At 74.6% G+C, this 25,061-nt stretch carries 19 protein-coding genes; 6 read left to right on the forward strand and 13 right to left on the reverse strand.

Annotation, left to right across the window (positions count from 1 at the left end):
* The first annotated feature begins 112 nt into the window (after positions 1-112).
* On the forward strand, positions 113-1,081 hold the full coding sequence (locus ACTT8P_RS11115; RefSeq protein ID WP_442831404.1) for an aldo/keto reductase: 969 nt from the start codon (positions 113-115) through the stop codon (positions 1,079-1,081).
* Between the two features lie 9 nt (positions 1,082-1,090).
* Here ACTT8P_RS11115 and ACTT8P_RS11120 read toward each other — a convergent pair whose 3' ends face one another.
* Complete coding sequence (locus ACTT8P_RS11120) at positions 1,091-1,783, reverse strand: DUF4232 domain-containing protein (protein WP_442831405.1); 693 nt, start codon at positions 1,781-1,783, stop codon at positions 1,091-1,093.
* Positions 1,784-1,885: 102 nt separating this feature from the next.
* The gene (locus tag ACTT8P_RS11125; protein ID WP_442831406.1) at positions 1,886-4,264 is read right to left on the reverse strand and encodes a SpoIIE family protein phosphatase; all 2,379 of its coding nucleotides are present in this window, start codon (positions 4,262-4,264) and stop codon (positions 1,886-1,888) included.
* Positions 4,265-4,525: 261 nt separating this feature from the next.
* Here ACTT8P_RS11125 and ACTT8P_RS11130 point away from each other — a divergent pair, with 261 nt between their 5' ends.
* The 4 genes from ACTT8P_RS11130 to ACTT8P_RS11145 all read left to right on the forward strand — a co-directional run bounded on the left by ACTT8P_RS11130 (position 4,526) and on the right by ACTT8P_RS11145 (position 10,144).
* Positions 4,526-7,615 (forward strand): glycoside hydrolase family 2 TIM barrel-domain containing protein, encoded by a 3,090-nt coding sequence (locus ACTT8P_RS11130; RefSeq protein ID WP_442831407.1) that lies wholly within the window; start codon positions 4,526-4,528, stop codon positions 7,613-7,615.
* Between the two features lie 98 nt (positions 7,616-7,713).
* The gene (locus tag ACTT8P_RS11135) at positions 7,714-7,959 is read left to right on the forward strand and encodes a hypothetical protein (RefSeq protein ID WP_442831408.1); all 246 of its coding nucleotides are present in this window, start codon (positions 7,714-7,716) and stop codon (positions 7,957-7,959) included.
* Positions 7,960-7,962: 3 nt separating this feature from the next.
* The gene (locus tag ACTT8P_RS11140) at positions 7,963-8,340 is read left to right on the forward strand and encodes a toxin Doc (protein ID WP_442831409.1); all 378 of its coding nucleotides are present in this window, start codon (positions 7,963-7,965) and stop codon (positions 8,338-8,340) included.
* A 202-nt stretch (positions 8,341-8,542) separates the two neighbouring features.
* A complete protein-coding gene (locus ACTT8P_RS11145; protein WP_442831410.1) occupies positions 8,543-10,144 on the forward strand; it encodes a ricin-type beta-trefoil lectin domain protein in 1,602 nt (533 codons plus the stop codon).
* Here ACTT8P_RS11145 and ACTT8P_RS11150 read toward each other — a convergent pair whose 3' ends face one another.
* The 10 genes from ACTT8P_RS11150 to ACTT8P_RS11195 form a co-directional block, all read right to left on the reverse strand.
* Complete coding sequence (locus ACTT8P_RS11150; RefSeq protein ID WP_442831411.1) at positions 10,145-11,323, reverse strand: lactate 2-monooxygenase; 1,179 nt, start codon at positions 11,321-11,323, stop codon at positions 10,145-10,147.
* A gap of 68 nt (positions 11,324-11,391) precedes the next feature.
* The gene (locus tag ACTT8P_RS11155; protein WP_442831412.1) at positions 11,392-11,589 is read right to left on the reverse strand and encodes a CDGSH iron-sulfur domain-containing protein; all 198 of its coding nucleotides are present in this window, start codon (positions 11,587-11,589) and stop codon (positions 11,392-11,394) included.
* Positions 11,570-12,223, reverse strand: coding sequence for a HemK2/MTQ2 family protein methyltransferase (locus ACTT8P_RS11160; protein ID WP_442831413.1), 654 nt, complete (start codon positions 12,221-12,223; stop codon positions 11,570-11,572). Before ACTT8P_RS11160 ends, ACTT8P_RS11155 begins: the two co-directional genes overlap by 20 nt.
* Before the next feature lie 21 nt (positions 12,224-12,244).
* Entirely contained in the window at positions 12,245-13,261 is a 1,017-nt protein-coding gene (locus ACTT8P_RS11165) for an iron-containing redox enzyme family protein (RefSeq protein WP_442831414.1), read from the reverse strand.
* 159 nt (positions 13,262-13,420) lie between these two features.
* Positions 13,421-13,609, reverse strand: coding sequence for a hypothetical protein (locus ACTT8P_RS11170; RefSeq protein WP_442831415.1), 189 nt, complete (start codon positions 13,607-13,609; stop codon positions 13,421-13,423).
* Between the two features lie 29 nt (positions 13,610-13,638).
* Entirely contained in the window at positions 13,639-14,652 is a 1,014-nt protein-coding gene (locus ACTT8P_RS11175) for a Ppx/GppA phosphatase family protein (RefSeq protein ID WP_442831416.1), read from the reverse strand.
* Between the two features lie 85 nt (positions 14,653-14,737).
* Positions 14,738-17,554, reverse strand: a complete 2,817-nt coding sequence (locus ACTT8P_RS11180) for an NHLP bacteriocin export ABC transporter permease/ATPase subunit (protein WP_442831417.1) — start codon at positions 17,552-17,554, stop codon at positions 14,738-14,740.
* Between the two features lies 1 nt (position 17,555).
* Positions 17,556-19,778 (reverse strand): NHLP family bacteriocin export ABC transporter peptidase/permease/ATPase subunit, encoded by a 2,223-nt coding sequence (locus ACTT8P_RS11185; RefSeq protein WP_442831418.1) that lies wholly within the window; start codon positions 19,776-19,778, stop codon positions 17,556-17,558.
* Positions 19,775-20,581, reverse strand: coding sequence for an HlyD family efflux transporter periplasmic adaptor subunit (locus ACTT8P_RS11190; RefSeq protein ID WP_442831419.1), 807 nt, complete (start codon positions 20,579-20,581; stop codon positions 19,775-19,777). The genes ACTT8P_RS11185 and ACTT8P_RS11190 overlap by 4 nt, the downstream gene beginning before the upstream one ends.
* Positions 20,582-20,673: 92 nt before the next feature.
* Positions 20,674-20,883 (reverse strand): type A2 lantipeptide, encoded by a 210-nt coding sequence (locus tag ACTT8P_RS11195; protein ID WP_442831420.1) that lies wholly within the window; start codon positions 20,881-20,883, stop codon positions 20,674-20,676.
* Positions 20,884-21,424: 541 nt separating this feature from the next.
* On the opposite strand from ACTT8P_RS11195, the gene ACTT8P_RS11200 reads away from it, so the two are divergent.
* The gene (locus tag ACTT8P_RS11200) at positions 21,425-22,690 is read left to right on the forward strand and encodes a S1 family peptidase (RefSeq protein WP_442831421.1); all 1,266 of its coding nucleotides are present in this window, start codon (positions 21,425-21,427) and stop codon (positions 22,688-22,690) included.
* Positions 22,691-22,719: 29 nt separating this feature from the next.
* On the opposite strand, the gene ACTT8P_RS11205 is transcribed toward ACTT8P_RS11200, so the two are convergent.
* Positions 22,720-24,831: a SpoIIE family protein phosphatase gene (locus ACTT8P_RS11205; RefSeq protein ID WP_442831439.1), complete on the reverse strand. Its 2,112-nt coding sequence runs from the start codon at positions 24,829-24,831 to the stop codon at positions 22,720-22,722.
* Positions 24,832-25,061: the final 230 nt, after the last annotated feature.

Genomic DNA, 25,061 nt, shown 5'->3' on the forward strand with positions numbered 1-25,061 from the left:
CCGAGGATGCGCGAGCCCGCCCGCACCCGGGCCGCTCCCACGCCGGACGGTCACCTCAAGGCCGTAGGCTCGGCGTGGAAGATCACTCGTCCTGAAGGCGGGAGCAGTACGGATGCAGTACGTGAAACTCGGTTCGACGGGCCTGGACGTCTCGCGGATCTGTCTGGGGTGCATGACCTACGGCGTGCCCGAGCGGGGCCCGCACGAGTGGACCCTCGACGAGGACGCGTCCCGCCCGCTGATCCGGCAGGCGCTGGAGGCCGGGATCACCTTCTTCGACACGGCCAACGTCTACTCCGACGGCACCAGCGAGGAGTTCGTCGGCCGGGCCCTGGCCGAGTTCGCCCGCCGGGACGAGATCGTGCTCGCCACCAAGGTGCACGGCCGGATGCGGCCCGGACCCAACGGCGGCGGCCTGTCCCGCAAGGCGATCATGACCGAGATCGACCACAGCCTGCGCCGCCTTGGCACCGACTACGTGGACCTGTACCAGATCCACCGCTGGGACCCGCACACGCCGGTCGAGGAGACGATGGAGGCGCTGCACGACCTGGTCAAGGCGGGCAAGGTGCGCTACCTCGGGGCCAGTTCGATGTACGCCTGGCAGTTCGCCAAGGCCCAGCACGCCGCCGAGCGGCACGGCTGGACCAGGTTCGTCAGCATGCAGAACCACTACAACCTGATCTACCGCGAGGAGGAGCGGGAGATGCTGCCGCTCTGCGCGGACCAGGGCGTCGGCGTACTGCCCTGGAGCCCGCTGGCCCGCGGTCGGCTCACCCGCGACTGGGGCACCGCCACCCGGCGCAGCGAGAGCGACAACTTCGGCGGCGCCCTCTACCAGGAGGGCGACCGCGCCGTCGTCGAGGCGGTCACCCGCATCGCCGGCGAGCGCGGCGTGCCGCGCGCCCAGGTGGCGCTGGCCTGGCTGCTGCGGCAGTCCGCGGTGACCGCGCCGATCGTCGGAGTGGGCCGGCCCGGTCACCTGGAGGACGCGGTCGCGGCGGTCGGACTGGAGCTGAGCGACAAGGAGGCCGAGGAACTGGAGCGGCCCTACACACCGCACCCGGTCGCCGGCCACTAGAGCGACCGCTCAGGGGCCGGTGCCGGGGGACAGGGCGCCGAGCGAGACCTCGGACTCGTTGCCGCTCACCGGGACCTCGCCGGCCTTCCAGGTCACCTCCAGGGCGTCCCGCTCGTCCGGCGGGGTGACCAGCAGGGTCGCCGGGGCGGCGGTGCGCGCCCCGCTGATGTCCGGGCTGGCGAACGACAGCGGGGCCCAGGCGCTTCTGCCCGGGGCCAGCGTGACGGTGCGCGGCGAGGCGGGGTCGCGCGCCGGGTCCGGGCCGAGCTGCTTGCCGGACGCGTCGGTGAACGCGGCGCCCGGATAGCCGTACAGCGTGCAGATGCGCGACGAGGTGTTGGTCAGGACCACCGGGAAGTTGCGCTGGCCGGCGCCCGGGTCGACGCGGCCCACCGAGGCCCGCAGCTCGGTGGTGCGGCAGCGGCCGTCGGTGCGCGAGGAGGCCGACGCGGACCCGGCGGTGTCACTCGGTACGGCGGTCGCCGACGGGCTGCCGGGAACCTCCGTGCCGGGCGACGCGGTAGTGGTCTCCCGCGCCGTCGTCGAGGCCGTCGTCGGGGCGGCCGTCGGGGCGGTCGGCGTCGACCCGTCCGGCGCCGTCCGCGTACCGCTGTCGCCGCCGCAGGCGGTCAGCGCGCCGAGCAGGGCGACCGCGCCCGCGAGCAGCGCCGTCCGGCGCACCGGCCGGTATGTGTTCGCCATCGCTGCCTCACACTCCTGGGGATTCGTCACGACCGGACCCGGGTTCGTTCCGTACGTCCTGTCTGTCCGGATGTCCCGTGCGCGGGGCGCGGAAACCGCCGATCACTCCTCGTCCAGCAGCGCCAGCTCCGCCCAGATCGTCTTGCCCTCGGTGGTGTGCCGGCTGCCCCAGCGCTGGGTGAGCTGGGCGACCAGCAGCAGGCCGCGGCCGCCCTCGTCCCAGGTCTTGGCGCGGCGCAGGTGCGGGGCGGTGTGGCTGGTGTCGGACACCTCGCAGATCAGCGTGGTCGCGTCGTGGATCAGCCGGAGCCGGATCGGCGGGGCGCCGTACCGGATGGCGTTGGTGACCAGTTCGCTCACCACCAGCTCGGCGGTGAACGACGCCTCCGTCAGCGACCAGGCGGCCAACTGGTCCAGGACCTGTTTGCGGACCGGGGCGACCAGCGCCGGGTCGGCGGGGATGTCCCAGGTCGCCACCCGGGACGGCGGCAGGCCCCGGGCGCGGGCCAGCAGCAGCGCCACGTCGTCGGCGGCGCCGCCGGCCGGCAGCAGGGTGCGCAGCACCCGGTCGCAGGTCTGGTCCAGGGTGCCGGACGCGGCCGCCAGGGTCTCGCACAGCAGCGCGATACCGGCGTCGCCGTCCCGCTCCCGGCTCTCGATCAGCCCGTCGGTGTAGAACGCCAGCACCGAGCCCTCGCTCAGGTCCAGCTCGGCCGACTCGAACGGCAGCCCGCCCAGGCCCAGCGGCGGCCCGGAGGGCAGCTCGACCTGCTGGGGCGGTCCGTCCGGCGGGACCAGGACGGGCGGCGGATGACCGGCCCGGGCCAGCGTGCAGCGCCGGGAGACCGGGTCGTAGACCGCGTACAGGCAGGTGGCGCCGACCTCGCCGGTGCCGTCGCCGCCGGACTCGTCGGACAGCCGGACGACCAGGTCGTCGAGGTGGGTCAGCAGTTCGTCGGGGGCCAGGTCGATGTCGGCGAGGGTGCGCACGGCGGTGCGCAGCCGGCCCATGGTCGCCGACGCCTGGATGCCGTGGCCGACCACGTCCCCGACCACCATCGCGACCCGCATCCCGGACAGCGGGATGACGTCGAACCAGTCGCCGCCCACGCCGGCCCGGGCGGCCGGCAGATAGCGGGAGGCGGCCTGCACCGCGGCGGTGGGCGGCAGATGGCGGGGGAGCAGGCTGCGCTGGAGGGTCAGCGTGGTCTCCCGCTCCCGGGAGTAGCGGCGGGCGTTGTCGATGCAGACGGCGGCCCGCGCGCTGACCTCCTCGGCCAGCAGCACGTCGTCGTGGGTGAAGGGCTCCGGGCGCCGGAAGCGGGCGAAGACCGCGACCCCGAGGGTGGTGCCGCGGGCCTGGAGGGGGACGGTCATCGTGGAGTGGATGCCGTATTCCTCCACCCGCTGGAAGCGGACCTCGTCCCAGGTCCGCCAGCGCTCGGTGTCCCCGGAGGGCACCGCGGCCACGATGGTGCGGCCGGTGACCAGGGACTCGGCCTGCGGGGAGCCGGCCGGGTAGTCGTCGAACCGGCCCGGCTCGGCCACCGCCTCCGGACAGCCGGGGGTGATCGACCGGTGGGCGGCCCGGCGCAGGGAGACCGGCGGGACCGGCTTGCCCGGCTGCTCGCCGCCGTGCTCCCCGGGGTCGAGCAGGTCGACGCTGACGAAGTCGGCCAGCGCCGGGACGCAGACCTGGGCCAGCTCCTGGGCGGTGCGGGTGACGTCGAGCGTGGTGCCGATGCGCACACTGGCCTCGTTGACCAGCTGGAGCCGCTCGCGGGCCAGGTGCTGCTCGGTGAAGTCGTGAACGCTCACGCAGATGCCGCGGACCCGGCCGTCGGGGCCGGTCAGCCGCGCGACGCGGGCCAGCCACGCCTGGGCGTGCTTCTTGCCGGCGACCCGCTGGAACGTCTCCACCTCGTGCTGCTGACCGGTGGCCAGTACCCGGCGGAGGTTCTCCTCGTACTTGAGGTACTCCGGCTCGCTGTCGATGTCGGTGAGCCGCAGCCCGATCAGGTGTTCGGGCGGCAGTATCATCAGGCGGGCCATCGCGTCGTTGACGCCGTACAGCCGCAGTTGTTCGTCGAAGACCAGCATGGCGCAGGGGGACTGGGTCAGCGCCAGGTTGACCAACGGGTCCTGTGCCGGGTCCGGCTGTCTTTCCAGGGCCGCGACCGCCAGCCAGCCGTCCGGGTGGCCGTCGTCCGGCCGCCGGCGGTGGGCGAGCACCCGGGTGGACACCAGGTGCCCGTCGCGGTGCCGCAACTTCAGCATGCCGTGCCAGCGTTCGTCGCGAGGGCCCGGCAGGGTGCCCTGGCCACCGCCGGCCAGCAGGTCGGCGGCGGGCCTGCCCACGACCCGTTCCGGCGGGTGGCCGAGCAGCCTGTGCGCCCCCTCGTTCCAGTGCAGTACCACGCCGGTGTCGTCGATGACAGCCCGGGCCGTGGCGGCATCGTCGTACGGGTTGACCGGGCTCATCGTCGCCACTCCATCGCGCACACTCACAGTGAACGGTGTGTCACTTGGGTTACAGAGTAGTGCGTCACAGGGCTCGTGCGGACCCGAACTGCTGCTGTGCGGCACCCGGTGGGCGCACGGGGCGTTCAACCGGCGCGACGCGTGCGGCAGGTGCGGCAGAAGTGCGCCTCCGCCCCCTTGACGGGCTGCTGTGACACATCGACAGAATCTGTTTGTTCACGATCAATTGTGAGTACTTCTGGGCCCTGATGAGGGAGAGCCATGACAGTCACACGCAGATCGGTCCTGCTCGCCTCCGCGGCGGCGCCGGCCGCCGGGACGCTGCTGGGCGCGCCCGCGGCCTGGGCGGCGGACGCGGCGGAAGACGCTCCCGGCCGCCGCGTGCTGGCCCTGCGCGACGGCTGGCGCTTCACCCTGGCCGATCCGGTGGGCGCCGCCGAACCCGACGCGGAGGCCGCGGCCCCCGGGTACGACGACTCCGCCTGGCGGGAGGTGGCCGTTCCGCACGACTGGAGCATCGAACAGGCGCCCACCACCGAGCACGGCACCACCAGCGGCACCGGCTTCCTGCCGGGCGGCCTCGGCTGGTACCGGCTGGCCTTCACGCTGCCGGCCGCGCTCACGGGCCGGCGGATCTCGGTGGAGTTCGACGGCGTCTACATGGACGCGTACGTGTACTGCAACGGCACCGAGGCGGGCCGGCACCCGTACGGGTACACCGGTTTCGCGCTCGACCTCACCGGCCTGGTGCACACCGACGGCGCGACCGAGAACGTCCTCGCGGTCCGGGTCCACAACCGGCTGCCCAGCAGCCGCTGGTACTCCGGCAGCGGCATCTACCGCGAGGCCCGGCTCGTCGTCACCGAACCGGTGCACGTCGGCCGCTGGGGCACCCGGGTCACCACCCCCGAGGTCACCGACGAGCGGGCCGTCGTCCGGGTGGCGACCACGGTGGCCAACGCGTCCGGCGCGGCCCGCGAGGTGGAGGTCCGGTCGGCGGTCCTGGACCCGGACGGCCGTACCGTGGCCCGCGCCGCGACCACGGTCACCGTCGGCGCCGACGGGCGCACCGAGACCCACGAACTGACCGTCGCCCGGCCCCGCCGCTGGGACTTCGCCACCCCCGACCGGCACACCCTGCGCACCGAACTGCGGGTCGGCGGCCGGACGGTGGACACCTACGACACCGGGTTCGGCGTCCGCACCGTCCGGATCGATCCCGAGGAGGGCTTCCACCTCAACGGCGTCCACACCAAGCTGAGGGGCGTCGACCTGCACCACGACCTGGGCGCGCTCGGCGCCGCGGTCAGCGCCGACGCGGTCCGCCGACAGCTGGAGATCATGAAGTCGATGGGCGTCAACGCCCTGCGCACCTCGCACAATCCGCCCGACCCGGCGGTGATCGACGGCTGCGAGGAACTCGGCATCGTCCTGCTGGTCGAGGCGTTCGACTGCTGGCGCACCGGCAAGAACCGCTGGGACTACGGCCGGTTCTTCGACGAGTGGTGCGAGCGGGACGCCGGCGAGATGGTGCTCGCCGCCCGCAACTCGCCCGCCGTGGTGATGTGGTCGATCGGCAACGAGGTGCCCGACTCCACCGCCACCGCCGGTCTGGCCATGGCCGACCGGATCATCGGCGCCATGAGGGCCGCGGACGACACCCGGCCGCTGGTCATCGGTTCCGACAAGTACCGCTCGCTGCCCGCGCGGGGCTCGGCGGCCGACCTGATGCTGGCCAAGCTGGACGGGCTCGGCCTCAACTACAACACCGCCAAGTCGGTCGACGCGCTGCACGCCGCCTACCCGCACCTGTTCCTCTTCGAGTCCGAGTCGTCCTCGGAGACCTCCACCCGCGGCACCTACCAGGAGCCCGAGCACCTCAACACCGGCGAGAACCACACCCCCGGCGGACGGGCCACCTCGTCCTACGACAACAACCTGGCGTCCTGGACCATGAGCGGCGAGTACGGCCACAAGAAGGACCGGGACCGCAAGTGGTTCACCGGGCAGTTCCTGTGGTCCGGCATCGACTACATAGGGGAGCCGACGCCGTACGACGTCTTCCCGGTGAAGGCGTCCTTCTTCGGCGCCGTCGACACGGCGGGCTTCCCGAAGGACATGTACCACCTGTTCCGCAGTCAGTGGACCGGTGAGCCGATGGTCCACCTGCTGCCGGCGACCTGGAACCACGCGGCGGGCGACACCGTCGAGGTGTGGGCCTACGCCAACGTGGACACCGTCGAGCTGTTCCTCAACGGCCGCTCGCTCGGCGTCCGGGAGTTCGACCGCAAGAAGACCGTCGACGGCCGCTCCTACCTGGAGACCACCGAGGCCACCGGCGACGACAAGACCTTCACCGCCGGCCCCTACCCCGGCAGTTACACCAGTCCCAACGGCAGCGCGGGCAAGCTCCACCTGGCCTGGCGGGTGCCCTACGCGCCGGGCGAGCTGAAGGCCGTCGCCCGCCGGGGCGGGAAGACGGTCGCCACCGATGTGCTGCGCACGGCCGGCGAGCCGACCGCGGTCCGGCTGACGCCCGACCGGAAGTCCCTGGCGGCGGACGGCCGTTCGCTGGTCTTCGTCACCGCCGACGTGGTCGACCGGCACGGCACGGTGGTACCCGGCGCCGAGCACCTGATCACCTTCGACGTGGCCGGCGGGTCGATCGCCGGACTCGACAACGGCCGCCAGGAGAGCGCCGAGCGCTACCAGGCGAGCACCCGCACCGCCTTCCACGGCAAGGCGCTCGCCATCGTCCGGGCCGGCACCCGCGCCGGGACGCTGACGGTGACCGCCCGCGCCGAGGGCCTGCGCACCGGCACGGCCGCCGTGCGGGCCGAGCGGGCCGCCGACCGCGCCGCCACGCCCGCGCCCGGGTTCGCCGCCGAGCACCCGGCGCCCGTGGCGTACCCGCACGCGGACGCCAGTTACTCCGGCCGCCCCGACACCCTCCCGGCCGCCGTGCTCGACGGGGACCCCGCGACCGGCTGGTCCAACGGCTTCGTCAAGGCGGCCACCGCCCTGCTGCCCGCCTTCACCGGCGCCCGTCCCGAGGACTGGATCTCGGTCGACTTCGGCCGCACCCGCCGCTTCGACCGGATCGAGGTCTCCTTCACCACCGACGCCACGCACGGCCTGCCCGCCGCCGTCGCGGCCGAGGTGTGGAACGGCCGGGCCTGGCGGCCGGTCCAGGACGCCCGCACCGACTGGGCCACCGCCTCCGACACGCCCACGGCCGTCACCTTCGCGCCGGTCCGCGGCTCCCGGGTCCGGCTCACCCTGACCAGCCGGTACCCCGGTGAGGCCCGGGGCGCGGTCCGGATCAGCCGGCTGGCGGCGCCGGCCGCCTGACCGGCCTCCGGCACCGGCAACACTGCCACGGTACCGTCCGGCGACCAGCCTGACCTGGTGCTATTTACGGGTCAGTACCCGAGCGGTACCGTGGAGGCATGCCAGCCTTGAACGTGGAGTTCAGTGACCGCGAACTCGAGGACCTGCGTCAGATCGCCAAGGAGCGCGGTACGTCGATGAAGGCCCTGGTCCGCGAAGCCGCCGCCGCCGACATCGCGCGGCACCGGGCGCTCCAGGAAGGGGCGGAGGCGTTCCGCCGCTTCTTCCAGGGACACGCCGCGGAGTTCGCCGCCGCCTTCCCCGACGACGAGCCGCCGGCCCGGGGCGAGGGGCGGGCCGCCTGACACATGGCATCCGTCCTCCACATCGACGTGCCCTGGCTGCTCCAGCGCCACGAGGAAGTGCTGCCGGACCAGCCCGTCATCAACGACTTCTCCGCACTGGTGGCCGCCGTCGCCCGGCACCGGGTCGACCCGCCCCGGCTCGGGGTGGACTCCGACCCGGCCTGGCGGGCCGCCGCCCTGCTGCACACCCTCGCCGTGCTCAGACCGCTGCCGTCGGCCAACGCCCGGTTCGCCTGCGCGACCGCCGTGGCCTACATGTTCGTCAGCGGCGCGGGCATCGATCCGCCCTACGGCGCGCTGGTCGACCTGGCCCGCGACCTGATGTCCGGCACGGCCGACGTCTACCGCGCGGCCGACCGGCTGCGGTCCTGGCAGATCTGACCCGACCCGGACCTGACTTTTCTTCAAGTGTGCAGGTTTCGCAAGTAACTTGTTGGCCTCAGGTGTTCGTGCCAGAGTGATGCCCCCGTGCGGGGGGTGACGGCCGGGTGACGCACGCGCCCTGATGGTCCGGGTCCGCTTCACCGTCGGTGCGCGCTCCCCGCTGTGGCTGTCGCCCGCGCGTGGGAAGGAAAACCCCTCAGTGCCCACCCCCCACCCCCCTCGTCCGCTCCGGCCCCCGTCCGGCGGGGACCCGGGGGAGTCCGACGACGCGCTCGCCGCCCGGCTGCGGGAGCGTCCGGAGAGCGTGGCCGCCCCGGCCGCCGCGCTGCTCACCGCGCGGCACTGGCGGCCGGCGCACGACTACGCCGCCATCTGCCTCGCCACCCCGGCGGACCTCGCCGCCATGGTCACCGCCGCCGCCTTCCGCAAGATCCTGGACCGGCTCGCGCAAGGCGACCCGGCCGGAGCGCTGCGCCCCCGGCTGCTGGTGGCCGTACGCGACACGGTCCGGCAGTGGTCCGCCGACGAGGCGATCACCGCGGCCCTGCCGGACCTGCTCAAACCGGCGGGCGGACGCGGCATGCGGGCCGCCAGGTCGCCGACCCCGGAGAGCCGGACGCTGGCCGCGCGGGCCTTCGAGTCGCTCCCGGCGACCGCCCGCTGTCTGCTGTGGCACACCGAGGTCGAGGCCGAACCGGTGCGCGTCCCGGCCGGGCTGCTCGGCCTGGACCCCGAAACGGCCGCCGTCGCGCTCACCCAGGCGCGGGAGACGTTCCGGGAGGCGTGCGTGCACGCCCATCTGCAGTTCGCGCCCACCCCGGACTGCCGGTTCCACAACCGTCTCCTCGACGTCCCGATCCGCCGCGGCACCACACTGCTCCCCGACGTCCGTGAACACCTGGAACACTGCCGGCACTGCCGGCACGCGGCCGAACAGCTCGCCCTGGTCGAGAAGGGACCGGCCACCCTCATCGCCGAGGCGGTACTCGGCTGGGGCGCCCGCCGCTACCTCGACTCCCGGCCCGGCCGCGCCGCCCCGGGCCCGCGCGCCGGGGACCCGGCACGGCACCGCGGCCGGCGCACCGGCCTGCTGGCCCGGATCCCGGTGCCCGGCCCGCTGCGCCGGCCGGGCTCGGTCCGGTCGGTGCTCCGCGGCGTCGGCGCCGCCTCGGCGGGCGTCCTGGTGACCGCGCTGGTGGTCAACAGCTGGTCCTACGACGGCAGCGGCGCCGGCCCGGCCGCCTCCACCGGCACCGCCGACCGCGACACCTCCGCCGCCGCGCCCGCGCCCACCGGGGCCGCCGGACCGCCGGACGGTCCGGTCGCCACCCGGCTGCGCAACGAGGCCGCCGGCCTGTGCCTGGACGTCCCCGGCGGACCGCGGGCCGGCGCGGGCGCCCGGCTGACGCCCTGCACCTCGCAGGAGACCCAGCAGTGGACGTACGAGGACGACGGCCTGCTGCGCTCGGTGGCCGACCCCGGGCTGTGCCTGGACTCGCGGGCGGACGCCGGCGTGGTCGTCCTGGGTACCTGCGCCGACGAGGGCACCGCCCGCGGCAACGACGTGCGCTACGCGCTGACCACGGACGACGAACTGGTGCCGCGCCGGGACCCGCAGCTGGCGCTCGCCGTCACCGCCGCCGCGTCCGGCGCGGACATCGTGGTCAAGCTGCGCGACAGCTCCACCGGGCAGCGCTGGCGCACCGACCCGGCCCCGACCTCCCCGACGTTCTCCGGGTCGGTGTCGATCGCCGGGCGGGAGGATCCGGCGGCGCGTTCGGTCGGACTGGCCGGGCGGTGATCAGCCGGCCCCCGCCGTGCCGTCGACGAGGTCGGCGGGGCCGGGGCCGGCCGCGCAGGCGTGTCCGGACAGGGCGAGGGTGAGGTCCAGTTCGGCGAGCAGGCACCGGATGACGTGCTCGACGCCCGCCTGCCCGTCCAGCCCCAGGCCGTAGACGTACGGGCGGCCCAGGAGGACGGCCCGGGCGCCGAGCGCGAGGGCCTTGAAGACGTCGTCGCCGGAGCGGATGCCGCTGTCGAACAGCACGGTGAGCCGGTCCCCGACGGCGTCCGCCACCCGCGGCAGCGCGTCCGCCGCGGCGACGGACCCGGCCACCTGCCGGCCGCCGTGGTTGGACACCACCACGCCGTCCACCCCGGCGTCGGCGGCGAGCCGGGCGTCGTCCGGGTGCAGTACGCCCTTCAGCACGATCGGGCCGTCCCAGTGCTCGCGCAGGAAGGCCAGGTCCGGCCAGGTCTTGGCGGGGTCGGCGAACATGGAGACGAAGTGCAGCACCGCCGCGTTCGGGTCCTCGTGCACCGGCTTGGCCAGACCCGCCTGGAACGCCGGGTCGGAGAAGTAGTTGGCGGTGCCCACGCCGTGCAGGAACGGCAGATACGCCTGGTCCAGGTCGCGCGGGCGCCAGGACAGCAGCGGGGTGTCCAGCGTGACGAACAGCGCGGTGAACCCGGCCGCCCTCGCCCGGGCCAGGAAACTGCGGGCGACCTCGCGGTCTTTCGGCCAGTACAGCTGGAACCAGCGCTCGGCGTCGCCCATCGCCGCGGCGACCTGTTCCATCGGCGTGCTGGACGCGGAGGAGAGGACGAACGGCACCCCGTGCGCGGCGGCGCCCCGGGCGGCGGCGGACTCCGCCTCCGGATGCATGATCGACAGCACCCCGACCGGGGCGAGTGCCAGCGGGGCGGGCAGCTCGCGGCCCAGTACCCGCACCGACAGGTCCCGCTCGTGCACGTCCCGCAGCATCCGCGGCACGATCCGGCGCCGGGCGAGCGCGGCGCGGTTGGCGCGGGCGGTGGAGCCGTCGCCCGCGTTGCCCGCCACGTAGCCGACCGGGCCCGGGCCCAGGCGCTGCTCGGTGAGCGCCTCGAGGCGGGTCAGATCGGTGGGCAGCCGGGGCACGGCGCCGGTCATCCCGTTCAGGTAGATCTCGTACTGGAAGTCCGCCCAGTGCTTCGCCATCCGTACGTCCGCCTCTCGTCGTCACCGCTGGGGCGGCCCGACGATACTCGCCAGTAACGAAAAGGTCTTCACCGCCGGGACCGGTGGCTGGTGTCGCACCACGGGAAGCGGCGGCTGCGGCGGCAGGTGCACAGGGCGACCCGGAACCGGTCGGAGGACACCGTCGTACCGTCCTCCAGTTCGATCTCCACCGGCCCCTCGACCAGCAGCGGGCCCGTGCGCTGGACGGTGATCCGGCGCGGCGCGTCAGACGGGGAGTTCGGCACGGACGACCACCAGCTCTTCCTCGTTGTCGGTCGGGGACAGCAGACCGCGCCGGCGCAGCCAGGCCTCCCGGCCGCGCACCACGGGCCCGAAGGCGATCCGGCGCCGCCGGGTCACCGCGGTCTTGAGACCGGCGGCCCGCAACTGCCCGATGGTGCCCTCGGGGTCGCTGAACGCCGACTGCACCAGCAGCAGCACCCCGCCGGGCCGCAGCCGCGCGGGCGCCTGCCGGCAGATCCGGTCCAGCAGCAGCCGGCCGTCGTGGCCCGCGTCCCAGGCCCGGGCCGCGCCGCGCGGCCGCCGGGGCCCGCCGGGCGCCGGCACGTACGGCGGGTTGGCCAGGATCAGGTCGAAGGTCTCGCCCGGCACGGGCGTGAACAGGTTCCCGTGCCGGACCCGGAGCGGCACTTGGGCCCGCGCGGCGTTCACCCGGGCCGTGCACACCGCCCGCCAGGACACGTCGACCGCGGTGACCCGGGCACCCCGGCGCGCGGCGGCCAGCGCCAGCGCCCCGGTCCCGGTGCACACGTCGAGCACCGTCGCGCCGGCGGCGAGCGGCTCGTCGGTCAGCGCGTCGCACAACAGCTCAGTGTCTTCTTGCGGGGCGTACACACCCGGCAGCACCAGAGGACTCACGCGTCCCCAGTACCCCGCTGGTCAGGAAGTATGGGCCGGGCCTTCGTCCAGCGAGGCGCGCAGCGAGGAGCGGCCCGCCCGCCACTCGGTGAGCAGCCGGGCGGCGAGCAGGTCCTCGACGTGTCCGGTGGCGTCGATGCCGAAGACCACGTCGGCGGCGAGCTGCGGCTCCTCCTCCAGCAGGCCGCCGATCACCTCGTGCCGCACGACCTGCTCGTGCACCGCGTCGGCCTCGACGTGCTCGTCGTAGAAGTGCTCGGCGGCCGGTCCGGCGCCGGTGCGGCGCATCGCCTCGGCCAGCCGCCGCGAGCCCGGCGAGGAGGTGATCTCGACCGCCGCGAAGTGGCCCACCAGGGCGCCGCGCAGCGACCGGTGCAGTCCGAACAGGGACATCATGTTCACGGTGGCCAGCGTCTCCGCGGCCGCCGCGTCCAGATAGTGCCCGTACGTGGTGTCCAGGCCGAGGTCGGTCATCAGGTCGGCGAACAGGCGGGCGTGCACCCGGTCGGCGCGGCCGCCGCCGTACTCGTCGAACTCCACCGCCGCCATCCCGGCCTTCGCCCGGCCCCACAGCCGGGGCAGCACCCAGGCGTGCGGGTCGGCCTCCTTCAGGTGGTACAGGGAGCGCTGGGCGGCGTACTCGCGCAGGTGCCACAGCTCGCCCTTGTCGCGCAGGAAGTGGCTGACGCCGGTGCCGTCGACGGGTTCCACCAGCAGGTCGGCGACGGCGTCCTCGACGGTGTCGTGGACCTGGGTGCCGGCTCGCAGGGCGGCCAGGAAGCGGTCCTCCAGGGCGGCGCGGAAGCGGAGGAGACCGGGGTCCCACTCCTTCTCGGGGTCGACCTCGGCGAAGCCCCGGTAGTGCAGTTCGTAGCACTGGTACAGGGCGAGCTGGAGGTCGTCGCCCCAGGCCGGGACGGACTCCACGGCCTCGGCGCGGGGGAGGGGATGGCCGGTGCCCCGCAGGTGGTCGCGGACGGCCGCGGAGAGGGGGCCTCGGGGGGACGGCAGGGACGGTTCTTCGCGGTCGGTGTGCATGGGGTGCGGGTACCCAGGGGGGTGGGTGGCATCCGTATCAGGGGTGGGTGCGGGTTCGTCGTGGCTGGTCGTGCAGTTCCCCGCGCCCCTTACGGCACTGCAGCGCCGCTTTCAAGGGGCGCGACCAGCCCCCGCCGGCCCGCATCCGCCGTACGACGATCAGGCCCCCTCTTCGTCGCGCCCCGACTGCTCCTGCGCCCCCACGTTGGGCGAGGTCGCGTCACCGGCCTCGCCCCGGTGCCGCCGCTCCGACGCCGCCTCCGGGTCCCGCGTCTCCGCCTCCTCGATCTCCCGCATGACCTCTTCCAGCGCCGTCTCGGGCTTCTCGTGCTCGTCGTCCTTCGCCATGGAGGGGCTCCTTTCTCGGACTGCTTGCGTCAGTGCGTGCCGGCCGCGATGCGCAACGGCACCGGCCCCGGGGGCGCGGCCCCCTCGTCGTCGCTGTGCCGGACGACCTGCGCCCACCAGGACGGGCCGTCCTCGATGTGCCGCAGCAGCACCCCCTCGCGGATCGCCCACGGGCAGATGGTCACCGTGTCCAGGCCGGTCAGCTTCATCGCCGTGTGCGCGATCACCGCGCCGGCCAGGCTCTGCGCGGCGCGCGGCGCGGAGATGCCGGGCAGCCGGGCCCGCTCGGCGGCCGGCAGCGCGGCCAGCCGGTCGATCGCCGTCCGCAGCTCCGGACAGTGCAACTGCCGTTCCACGAACGGCCCCTGGCGGCCGGGCGCGGCACCGCACAGCCGGCCCAGCTGCTGGAAGGTCCGGGAGGTGGCCACGGCGGTGCGCGGTCCCTCCCAGCGGATCCGGGCCGCCGCGTCCCGCAACTGGTGGCGCACCCGGCGCCGCAGCGCCCGTATCCGCTCCGGGTCCGGCGGGTCCTGCTCGCCGAAGAACTCGTGGGTCAGCCGGTTCGCGCCCAGCGGCAGCGAGGCCACGAAGTCGGGCAGCCGGCCGCGGCCGAAGGCGACCTCCAGGGAGCCGCCGCCGATGTCGAGCAGCGCCAGCGGTCCGGACCGCCAGCCCATCCAGCGCCGCGCGCCGAGGAAGGTCAGCTCGCCCTCCACCTCGCCCGGCAGGGTGCACAGGGCGACGCCGGTGCGGGCGCGCACGGTGCGCAGCACCTCCTGCCGGTTGGGCGCGGCCCGGACCACCGCGGTCGCGAACGCCAGCGGGTCGGCCGCGCCCCAGCGGGACGCGGTCCGGCTCGCCGCGGCGACCGCCTCGACCAGTCGCTCGACCGCCTCCTCGGGGATCGGACCCCCTGGTCTCACCTGCTCCGACAGGCGCAGCCGCCACTTGGCGGTGTGCACCGGCAGCGGTATCCCGTCCTGGGCGTCCGCCACCACCAGCCGGACCGTCTTGGACCCCACGTCCACCACGCTGATTCGCATGCTGCCGCAGGTACCCAGTTACGGAGCGGATCAACGTCGGTCACCCGGAGTTGGCCTGCTGCACACCCCTCGACGGCCGGTCCGGTCAGGCCAGCTGGCGCCGCACCAGTTCGCGCAGCCGGCCGCCGGTGTCCGCGAGCAGCACGGACGGCGGTCCCTGCTGGACCACCCTGCCGTCCTCCATGACGATCACCCGGTCGGCGTCCAGCACGGTGGACAGGCGGTGCGCGATGACGATCCGGGTGGCGTCCAGCGCCTTGGTGGACTCGATCACCGTGCGCTGGGTGGCGTTGTCCAGGGCGCTGGTCGCCTCGTCGAAGAAGAGGAGCCGCGGCCGCCGGATCAGCGCCTGGGCGATCATCAGCCGCTGCCGCTGCCCGCCGGAGACCGACCCGGCGCCGGAGACGATGGTGTGCAGGCCCATCGGCATCCGCCGGATGTCGTCGGCGAGCCCGGCCAGCTCGGCCGCCGCCATCGCCTCCTCGGGGGTGTACGGCTCGGTGCCGCAGATGACGTCCAGGATCGACCCGGTGAACGGCTGGGCGTGCTGGAGCACCACCCCGCACTGCCGCCGCACCGCCGACTGGTCCAGCGCGGCCAGGTCCTGACCGTCGTAGAGGACACTGCCGGACAGCGGGCGGTCGAAGCCGATCAGGAGTCTGAGCAGGGTCGACTTGCCGCAGCCGCTGGGGCCGACGACCGCCACGAACTCGCCGGGCCGCACCGCGAAGGACACGTCGTCCAGGACCAGCGGACCGTCGTCGGTGTACCGGAACGACAGCCGGCGCGCCTCGATCGCCCCGGTCAGCGGCCCCGGCCGGGTGCTCGCGGTACGCACCTCGGGGGCCGCCGCCAGCACCGGCCTGATCTCCTCGAACAGCGGCAGCGCGGCCACCGCCGACACGAAGGCGCCGGTCAGCTGGGTGACCGAGGTCAGCAGCATGGTCACCGAGGTGCTGAAGGTCAGGAACTCGGCCGCCGACATGGAGCCGCGCGCCGGGCCCGCCAGCAGCATGAACATCAGCAGCGTGCACAGCGGCAGATAGACCGCGCCGAGCACCGCGTTGAGGTTCTTGATCTGCCCGGCCCGCCGCTGGAGCTCGCGGCTGCGCGCGAACTGCCCGGCCCAGGCGGCGTACGCGTAGTTCTCGGCCGCCGCCACCCGCAGCTTGGGCAGGCCGCGCAGGGTCTGGAACGCCTGGTTGTTCAGCTTGTTGCCGAGCACCACGAGGCGCCGCTGCCAGCGCACCTGCCACAGCCCGAGCCCCAGGAAGACCGCCGCGACGACGACCAGCATGCCGAGCGCCGCCAGCGCCATCGGCACGCTGTACCAGAGCAGCAGCCCGAGGTTCATCGCGCCGACGGTCACCGACTGGGCCACCGTCGGGCCGACCCCGGCGAGCAGCCGGCGGATCTGGCTGATGCCCATGGCGGCACTGGCCAGTTCGCCGGTGGAACGCTCGGTGAAGAACTTCGTCGGCAGCCGCAGCAGCCGGTCCCACACGGCCGGCTGGAGGGTGGCCTCGATCCGGCCCTCCAGCCGCAGCACGGTCAGGTTCTGGAGCAGGGTGAAGGCCGCCGCCACCACCCCGCTCAGCAGCACCGCCAGACAGACCTGCGCGATCAGGTCCGTCCGCGCCCTGGGCACGTACTCGCCGAGCACCTTGCCGGTGGCGACCGGCACCAGCGCCCCGATCGCCACCGTGACCAGCCCGGCGAGCAGCAGCCGCAGCAGATCGCCGCGGGTGCCCCGCAGACAGAACCGCAGCAGCCGCAGCGGACCGGGCCGGCGCTCCGGCAGCGGCCGGTAGAACATCACCGCGCGCGGCTCGAACTCCCCGGCGTTCACCTTCTCCACCGGTGTCTCCCGGCCGGTCGCCGGATGCACGGCCACATAGCCGCCGCGCCGCCACAGCAGCGCCACCGGCGCCCCGGACAGCGCCCGGCGCCCCACCAGCGGCCCGACGTCCTCCCGCCACCAGCGCCCCGCCAGCCGGACCGCCCGGGTCCGGATCCGGGCGGCCAGCGCGATCCGCTCCACCTCGTCGAGCCGGTCGCCCCCGGTGCCGCCGGACGCGGGTCCGGCCAGCGCGATCCCGGCGGCCCGGGCGACCAGTTCGCAGGCCGCGTACGCGGCGTCCGCGTCGGCGGCCGTCGCGCGCCGCCCGGAGCGCTTGCCGAGAGCGGCGAGCAGGGTGCGGTCGGCCCGGACCCGCACCGCCTCGCCGGCCTCGATACCGGCGGCGGTGCGGGTCTCGTGAGTGTGCTCCAGCTGCTCGATCCAGCGGTCCAGCGTGGCCAGCAGCCGGTACTGCTGGTCCACCAGGGACTGCCACAGCGCCGGGTCCATCAGCAGGTCGGCGGCCGCCTGCGCGCCGTACGCGGCGCCGTAGCGCACGCTGCCCGGCGGGACCTGCATCCAGAACACGTCGTCGTCGCCGACCGCAGCCGCCCCGTCGCCGGCCAGCGGCGCCTGGAAGAGGACGGACAGGCCGCGGCCGACGCCCAGGGCGAGGGCGTACTCCAGCGGACTCGTCGTCGGCGGCACGTACTGCGGGGTGCCGCAGGCGTCGTAGGACCAGGTCTGGGGGCCGGCCGGCTGGTACAGCTCGCGCAGGCCGACGCGGCGTACCACGCAGTCGCGCAGCGGGCGGGCGACGAGGGTGTGCCGCGGGCCCGCGACCGGGCCGAGCAGCAGGGAGCCCGCCGCCAGCCGGCCGAGGTGGTGCCAGGTGCCCTGCTGCTCGGCGTCCACCGCGAACAGGTCCACCGCGCCCGCCGCGACCAGCCACAGCACCTGCGGCCCTTCCAGGTCCAGGCGGCCGGACCCGGCGCGGTCCACCGGCGTGCCCAGCGTGCCGAGCGCGCCCAGGACGACATCGCCGCCGTGTACGTCGGTCATCTCACCGCTCCCCGACCAGCGCCGCGTACGTGCCGCCGCGCGCCACCAGTTCCTCGTGCCGGCCGCGCTCCACGACCGTGCCCCGCGTCAGGACGACGATCTCGTCGCTGTCCCGCACCGTGCTCAGCCGGTGCGCGATCACCACACAGGCACAGCCCCGGCGGCGCAGGTTGTCCATCACCACCAGCTCGGTCTCCGCGTCCAGCGCGCTGGTCACCTCGTCGAGCACCAGGATGCTGGGCCGGCGCACCAGGGCCCGCGCGATCTCCAGCCGCTGGCGCTGTCCGCCGGAGAAGTTCCGGCCGTCCTGCTCGACCCGGCTGCGGATGCCGCCCGGCCGGCGCATGACGACGTCGTACAGCGCCGCGTCCTTCAGCGCCGCCACCACCGCGTCGTCCGGCACCGACGGGTCCCACAGCGCCACGTTGTCCCGCACGGTGCCCTCGAAGAGGAACACGTCCTGGTCGACGAAGGAGACGGAGGCCGCCAGCGCGCCGCGCGGGATGTCCGCGAGGCGCCGCCCGTCGATGCGGATCACGCCCTCCCACGGGGTGTACAGGCCCGAGATCAGCCGGGACACCGTGGACTTGCCGCTGCCGGAGCCGCCGACCAGCGCCACCTGCTGCCCCGGGCCGACGGTCAGGTCGAAGCCGGTGAGCAGCGGTTTGTCGAGCGGGCTGTAGCCGAAGGAGACGTTCTCCAGCTCGATGTGGCCGCGCAGCCGGCGCGTCGACTCGCCGGCGCCCGGACGGCCGTAAAGCGGGTCGGCGTCGAAGTTCTCCACGTCCTTGAGGCGGGCCACGTCGGCCGCGAAGTCCTGGATGCGGCCGGCCACGCCGTTCAGCCGGGTCAGCGGCGCGGTGAAGCGGGTGACCAGTGCCTGGAAGGCGACCAGCAGCCCCACCGAGAGATGGCCCTCCACCGCGCGCAGCCCGCCGATCCACAGGATGAGCGCGCTGTTGCAGGTGGCCAGGGCCGGCGCCACCACGCCCAGCCAGGCGCCCGGCACCCCGAGCCGCTGCTGCTCCTCCAACGTGGTGGCGTGCTGCCCGGCCCACTTGCGGAAGTAGCCGTCCTCGCCGCCGGTCGCCTTCATCGTCTCGATCAGCTGAAGACCGGTGTACGCGGTGTTGGTCAGCCGGGCGGTGTCCGCGCGCAGCTTCGCCGTACGGGTCGCGCGCAGCTTGACCACCACCCGCAGCGCCACGATGTTCAGCAGTGCCACGCCGACGCCGACGAAGGTGAGCTGCGGGTCGTAGGTGTACAGCAGCAGCGCGTACAGGACGACCACCACCGCGTCCACGCCGGCCGCCGCCAGGTCCCGGGACAGGGTCTCGGCGACCGCGTCGTTGGACTGGAGCCGCTGCACCAGGTCGGCCGGGCCGCGCTGGGCGAAGAACGTCACCGGCAGCCGCAGCAGATGCCGCAGGAAGCGGGCGCTGGAGAGGGTCGAGGAGATCAGCCGCCCGCGCAGCAGATTGCCCTGTTGCAGCCAGGTCAGCACCACGGTGAGCAGCACGCACGCCGCCATCGACGCGAACAGCACGCCGAGCAGCGAGGTCCGGCCGCCGATCAGGAACATGTCGACATAGGTCCGGCTGAGCGCGGGCACCGCCGCGCCGACCAGCACCAGCAGCAGACTCGCCAGCACCGCGGCCGGCAGGGTGCCCGCGGTGCCGCGCAGCCGGGCCGGCATCGCCCCGAGGACGCCGGGTCGCCGGCCGCCGGTGCGGAAGCCGGGGCCGGGCTCCATGGTCAGGACCACGCCGGTGAAGGAGCCGTCGAACTCCTCCAGGGTGACGAACCGGCGGCCCTTGCCGGGGTCGTTGATGTGCACGCCGCGGCGGCCGAAGCGGCGGCCCGTGCCGTCGTAGACGACGTAGTGGTTGAACTCCCAGAACAGCACCGCCGGGGCGGTGACCTCGGCGAGCGCGGCCAGGTCCATCTGCATGCCCTTGGCGGTCAGGCCGTAACTCCGCGCCGCCTTCAGCAGATTGCTGGCGCGCGAGCCGTCGCGGGAGACGCCGCAGGCGATGCGCAGCTCCTCCAGCGGGACGTACCGGCCGTAGTGGCCGAGCACCATGGCCAGGGAGGCGGCGCCGCACTCCACGGCCTCCATCTGGAGCACGGTGGGCGTACGCACCGTCCGCGCCCGGCTTTTGGGCACCCGGCGTTTCGGCGGGGCGGCGCGGCGCCGGCCCCGGTGCCCGGTTGTGGTGCTCATGGCAGCAGCCAGTCGACGGGGTGCTGGCCGGCCAGCCGGACCGAGCCGGTGCCCAGGGTCAGCGAGGACAGCGCGAACGGCGGTCCGTCCTCGGACGACCAGGCGTACCCGCTCTCGGTGGCGGCGGACCGGTCGAGGCTGACGGTCACGGCGACCGGCCTGCCGTCCTGGGTGAACTGCTCGCCGAGCCGGCTGTCGCCGAGGAAGGCGGAGATCTGCTGCGCGGACTGCGCGGCCCGGTCCACGGCGGTCACCCGGCCGCGCAGCACGCCGTACTGCTGGGCCGGCACCGACTGGAGGGTCAGGTCGACGGCGGCGTGCGCGGGGATCGCGGCGGCGTTCTCGGCGGGGACGTACACCGTGGCGTAGAGCGGGTCGTCGGCGTGCGCCACCTTCTCCACCGCGGCGACGTCGGCGCCGGTCCGGATGATCTGCCCGACGGTGGCGGCGAGCGCGCTGACCCGGCCCGCGTCGACGGTGCGCACCACGGTCTCGCCCTCGGCGGTACGGACCTTCAGGACCGGGGCGCCGGCGCCCAGCCGCTGCCCCGGCCGCGCGACGACGGCGGTGACCTGCCCGGCGACCGGGCTCTGGAGCAGATAGCTGCCCTGGTTGTGGGTGAGGACGGCCGGCGCGTCGACCGTGGCGGCCACCGAGCCGGTCACGGCCCATACGGAGGCGGCCGCCATCGCGAGCACGGTGACGGACAGCACCAGCCAGCCCTGGGGACGGGCGAAACGCACGGGGAGGTCGAACTCCTGCGGTGACTGGAGCTTGGCGAGGGCCTGTTGGCGGAACTGCACGGGGAGACGTCCAGGGGGATGCGCGAAGCGGGACGCCGAGAAGTCCCGGAGCCGGGGATGCGGCTCCGGGACTCAGCGGCACAGGGGCGCGGTTAGAGACCGGCGACCAGGCCGGTGACCGGGGCGGTGTTCAGACCGGTGACACCCTCGACCGTGCCGACGACCGTGTTGAGCACGCCGGAGACCGGGGCGATGCCGTCCACGACACCGGTGACGGTGCCCAGGGCGTTCAGGCCGCCGGAGACGTTGTCCAGCTCGGCGTCGGAGATCTCGGTGGTCTCGACCTGGGGGGTGGAGTTCATGAGGGAACTTCCCTTCGTATAGCCATTTCACAAGGGGGGAGCGGCCCCCTCTGGGGACAGATGACGGCCGCGACCGCGGGTGCCGGCGCCCCGGTCCGGAGCCCCGGCGGGCCCCGCGGTGCGATGGATCAAAGCACGCCGTCCGCTCGGGCTTCCACTTCATCACCCCGTCCCACCAGGCAACTTGCGTCACATACGGGGTCAACCGTGCAGGCCCGCGCACGCCTTCGCGGTCACTTCTTCACATGCGGCGCAGCATCGCCCCACCGGCCCCCCTTGTCGCCTCGCCGGCGAATCCGGCACACCTCTCCAATGGCGTGCCCGGGGGCGCGGGTTTGTGCAGAACCCCCAACGGCCGTGACCGGGGTGGGCATTCGATGTGCAGATTCCCTGAAGCGCCGGTTCCGCTTGTTGATCGGAACGGAGCGTCACCGACCGATTCCGTACGGTGCCGACCGGCCGCCGTTGAACGCCGCGCACGGCCCTCCCGTACCTCCTGCCAGCCAGGCGCCCCACCCCCGTCCCCAGGAGGTCGAGAAGGTTGAGTCACAAGCGAATGCCGAAGCGCAAGGCCGCGCTGGCCGCGGGCGGCGTGGTCGCGCTGGGAGCCGCCGCGATCCTGCTGCCGCAGGCGGGCGCCGCACAGAACGGCAGCTCGGACACCGCAGCGCCGCCCCGGACGCTGAAGGCGGCGGACGCCTCGGAGCTCGCCTCGCGGCTCGCCGGAACGCTCGGCGACGCCTTCGCCGGCGCCTACTACGACACCGGCGACCAGCAGCTCGTCGTCAACGTCGTCACCGGCGACGACAACGACGTGGCCGGGCGGGCGCAGAGCGCGGGCGCCGAGGTCCGCGAGGTCGACAACTCCCTCGCCGAACTGGCGGCGGGGGCCCGGACCCTGAAGGCGCGGGCGACCGTCCCCGGCACCTCGTGGGCGCTCGACCCGCGGACCAACAAGATCCTGGTCACCGCCGACCGCACGGTCACGGGCGAGCGGTGGGACCAGGTGGAGTCCACCGTCCAGGACCTCGGCTCCGGCATGGCGACGCTGAAGAAGTCGGCCGGCACCTTCGAAACGTTCGTCTCGGGCGGCGACGCGATCTTCGGCGGCGGCGCACGCTGCTCGCTCGGCTTCAACGTCACCGCCGCCGACGGCGCCCCCGCCTTCCTGACCGCCGGGCACTGCGGCGTCGCCGCCGAGCAGTGGTCCGACGCGCAGGACGGCGCGCCGCTGGCCACCGTCGAGGAGGCGGTCTTCCCCGGCGACGGCGACTTCGCCCTGGTCCGCTACGACGATCCGGCCACCGCGGCGCCCAGCGAGGTGAACGTCGGCGAGCAGACGGTCGCGATCAGCGAGGCCGCGGAGGCCACCGTGGGGGCGCGGGTCTTCCGGATGGGCAGCACGACCGGACTGGCGGACGGGCAGGTGCTCGGGCTCGACGCCACGGTCAACTACCCGGAGGGCACGGTCACCGGGCTCATCCAGACCGACGTGTGCGCCGAACCCGGGGACAGCGGCGGCCCGCTGTTCACCCAGGACGGCCTGGCGGTCGGCCTCACCTCCGGCGGCAGCGGCGACTGCACGGTGGGCGGCGAGACGTTCTTCCAGCCGGTGACGACCGCGCTGGAGGCGGTGGGGGCGACGCTCGGCGCCGGTGCGGGGGCCGGCGGTGACGCCGGGGAGGAGACCGGTGGGGAGCAGGCCGGCGGTGAGGAGACCGGTGCCGGCGTCGGGGACGAGGCGGGCTCCGGATACACGTCGGGCTCCGGTGACGAGGAGGGCGCCGCGCTGATGCCGACGCCGTGACCACCCGGCGTACGTCCCGCGGGCCGCCGTCAGGCGCCCCGTACCCGCAGCAGCAACAGGGCGATGTCGTCGGCGCGTTCCTCCGCGCCGGCCTCGTCGCGCACCAGCAGGTCGGCCAGCTCGTCCAGCGGCAGGCCGCCGGCCCGGGCCAGCCGCCGGCCCAGCCCGGCCAGGGCGTCGTCGAGGTCGACGCCGGGTGACTCCACCAGCCCGTCGGTGTAGAGGGCGAGCAGGGTGCCGGGGGCCAGCTCGACCTCGGTGGCCGGGTACGAGGCCGCCGCGTCGATGCCCAGCAGCGGACCCCCGGCCAGGTCCAGCACCCGGACCTGCCCGTCCGGCCGGCGCAGCAGCGGCGGCGGATGCCCGGCCCGGGACAGCACGGCCCGCCCGCCGCCCGGCTCGATCCGCAGATACAGACAGCTGGCGAACAGCTCGGTGCCCAGGTCGATCAGCAGCCGGTTGGTGCGGCGCATGACCTCCTCGGGGGCCCGGCCGACCGCCGTGTAGGCGCGCACGGCGGTGCGGACCTGTCCCATCAGCCCGGCCGCCGTCACGTTGTGTCCCTGTACGTCCCCGATGACCGCGGCCGCCGCGCCGCCGCCGGTCGGCACCAGGTCGTAGAAGTCGCCGCCGATGTCCATGCCCCGGGTGGCCGGCAGATAGCGGGCCGCCGCCTCGAGGCCGGGCAGCGCCGGCAGGGTGTGTGGCAGCAGCGCGGCCTGCAGCCCGTGCGCCAGCCGGTGCTTGGCGTCGTACAGCTGGGCGCGGTCCAGGGCCTGCGCGACCAGTCCGGCCAGGCTGGTGAGCACCGCCCGTTCGTCCTCGGTGAAGACGTGCGGCGCGGCGTAGGCGAGGACACAGGTGCCGACCGGCCGTCCCGAGGCGATCAGCGGCAGGAACGCCCAGGCCGCGAAACCGTCGGGGGTGGTCTGCCGGACGGGGTACCGGCGGTGCAGTTCCGCCAGCGACTCCAGGAACACCGGCGTTCCCTTCCGCAGGGCGTGGGTGCCGGGGGTGCGCTCGGTGAGCGGCATGCCCTCGAACGGTTCGAGGACGCGCGGGTCCGGGTAGCCCCGATGTCCCAGGACCCGCATCCGCCCCGCCTGCGAGCCGAGCACGATGAGCGCCTGGGCGCCGACGGTCGGCGCGATCTCGTCCGCGACGAGCTGCACCACGTCCCGTACCCCCACCGCCTGCGCGAGCGCCCCGGTCAGGCTCACCATGTGGGAGACGGTGACGAGCCGGGAGGGCGCCCCGGCGGCCGGCGGCGCGGCCGGGGCGTCCCCGGCCGCCGCGCGGGCCCGGCCGACGCGGACACTGAGCCCGGTGCGGCTCGGGTACAGCCGGAAGGACAGCCAGTCGCCGGGCGGGCGCAGCGCCACGAACGAGGTGCCGCGCTGGCTGAGCAGCGCGGCCCGGTAACGGTCCTCGTACACCGGGTCGTTCAGCCACGGCACCGCGGACCACAGCCGGGTGCCGAGCAGCCGGCCGGCCGGGACGCCGAGCAGACCGGCCGCCGCGGCGTTGACGAAGCCGACCCGTCCGTCCAGATCGAGCGAGCACAGTCCGTACGGCAGCCGCGCCACCATCCGGACGGCCTCCACCGAACCCAGCGTGCCGGGCAGCCCGTCCACGGTCGGCGCGGCCGGCAGGTCGGGCTCGGGGCGGACGGGCAGGCCGGCCCGACAGGCCCGTTCCAGCCGGCCGGCCAGCCGCCGGCAGGCCGCCGTCAGCCGGTCGCGGTCCCGGGCGGACAGCTGTGCCGGGTGCGAGCCGGGCCAGGTCAGGAAGACGGCGCCGTACGCGGCGGACCCGGTCGCGACCGGCAGCGCGGCCATCGCGAACGGGTAGGGGAGCACGACCGCGACCCGCGGGTAGCGGCGGGCCATCTCCTCCTCGCCGGCGATCCAGATCAGCCGCCGCTCGCGCAGCGCGTCGGCCACCGGGACGCCCGCGTGCGGCGTCACCCGTTCCCAGGGCGCCGCGAAGACCCGGGGCAGTCCCGCCATCACGGCCATCTCCAGCACCGGCGGATCGGCCGCCAGCAGGTACATCGCGCCGGCCTGCGCCCGGGTGTCCTCCATCATCTCGGCCAGCGCCAGGGAGAGCACCGGCCGGCTCACCGGCGCCGGCGCGGACATCTGCCTGTCGGACACACCGCCCACCTCCTCGCACGGCCGCGCGGCGGCCCCCCGCTCATCAAATCTCCTCCCTGCCGCCCACTCCCGCACGGCGAACACCACGGGGGCGCGGGGGCGCGCCCAGATGCGGGGCGCGGGGGCGGGGTGCGCGCCGGGCTCGTCGGCCGGTGCTGTCGGCGCCGCGCGGGGATCCGCCGGCCGCCGGGCCGCCCCGGGCCCTGCCCCGCCCG

The organism is Streptomyces sp. JW3 (assembly GCF_052216785.1).
Lineage (GTDB): Bacteria > Actinomycetota > Actinomycetes > Streptomycetales > Streptomycetaceae > Streptomyces.

Excerpts from the sequence above, each read along its gene's own strand:
- ACTT8P_RS11115 (WP_442831404.1), top strand. The coding sequence starts at position 113 with ATGCAGTACGTGAAACTCGGTTCGACGGGCCTGGACGTCTCGCGGATC.
- ACTT8P_RS11120 (WP_442831405.1), bottom strand. The coding sequence starts at position 1,783 with ATGGCGAACACATACCGGCCGGTGCGCCGGACGGCGCTGCTCGCGGGC.
- ACTT8P_RS11125 (WP_442831406.1), bottom strand. The coding sequence starts at position 4,264 with ATGAGCCCGGTCAACCCGTACGACGATGCCGCCACGGCCCGGGCTGTC.
- ACTT8P_RS11130 (WP_442831407.1), top strand. The coding sequence starts at position 4,526 with ATGACAGTCACACGCAGATCGGTCCTGCTCGCCTCCGCGGCGGCGCCG.
- ACTT8P_RS11135 (WP_442831408.1), top strand. The coding sequence starts at position 7,714 with ATGCCAGCCTTGAACGTGGAGTTCAGTGACCGCGAACTCGAGGACCTG.
- ACTT8P_RS11140 (WP_442831409.1), top strand. The coding sequence starts at position 7,963 with ATGGCATCCGTCCTCCACATCGACGTGCCCTGGCTGCTCCAGCGCCAC.
- ACTT8P_RS11150 (WP_442831411.1), bottom strand. The coding sequence starts at position 11,323 with ATGGCGAAGCACTGGGCGGACTTCCAGTACGAGATCTACCTGAACGGG.
- ACTT8P_RS11165 (WP_442831414.1), bottom strand. The coding sequence starts at position 13,261 with ATGCACACCGACCGCGAAGAACCGTCCCTGCCGTCCCCCCGAGGCCCC.
- ACTT8P_RS11170 (WP_442831415.1), bottom strand. The coding sequence starts at position 13,609 with ATGGCGAAGGACGACGAGCACGAGAAGCCCGAGACGGCGCTGGAAGAG.
- ACTT8P_RS11175 (WP_442831416.1), bottom strand. The coding sequence starts at position 14,652 with ATGCGAATCAGCGTGGTGGACGTGGGGTCCAAGACGGTCCGGCTGGTG.
- ACTT8P_RS11180 (WP_442831417.1), bottom strand. The coding sequence starts at position 17,554 with ATGACCGACGTACACGGCGGCGATGTCGTCCTGGGCGCGCTCGGCACG.
- ACTT8P_RS11185 (WP_442831418.1), bottom strand. The coding sequence starts at position 19,778 with ATGAGCACCACAACCGGGCACCGGGGCCGGCGCCGCGCCGCCCCGCCG.
- ACTT8P_RS11195 (WP_442831420.1), bottom strand. The coding sequence starts at position 20,883 with ATGAACTCCACCCCCCAGGTCGAGACCACCGAGATCTCCGACGCCGAG.
- ACTT8P_RS11205 (WP_442831439.1), bottom strand. The coding sequence starts at position 24,831 with ATGTCCGCGCCGGCGCCGGTGAGCCGGCCGGTGCTCTCCCTGGCGCTG.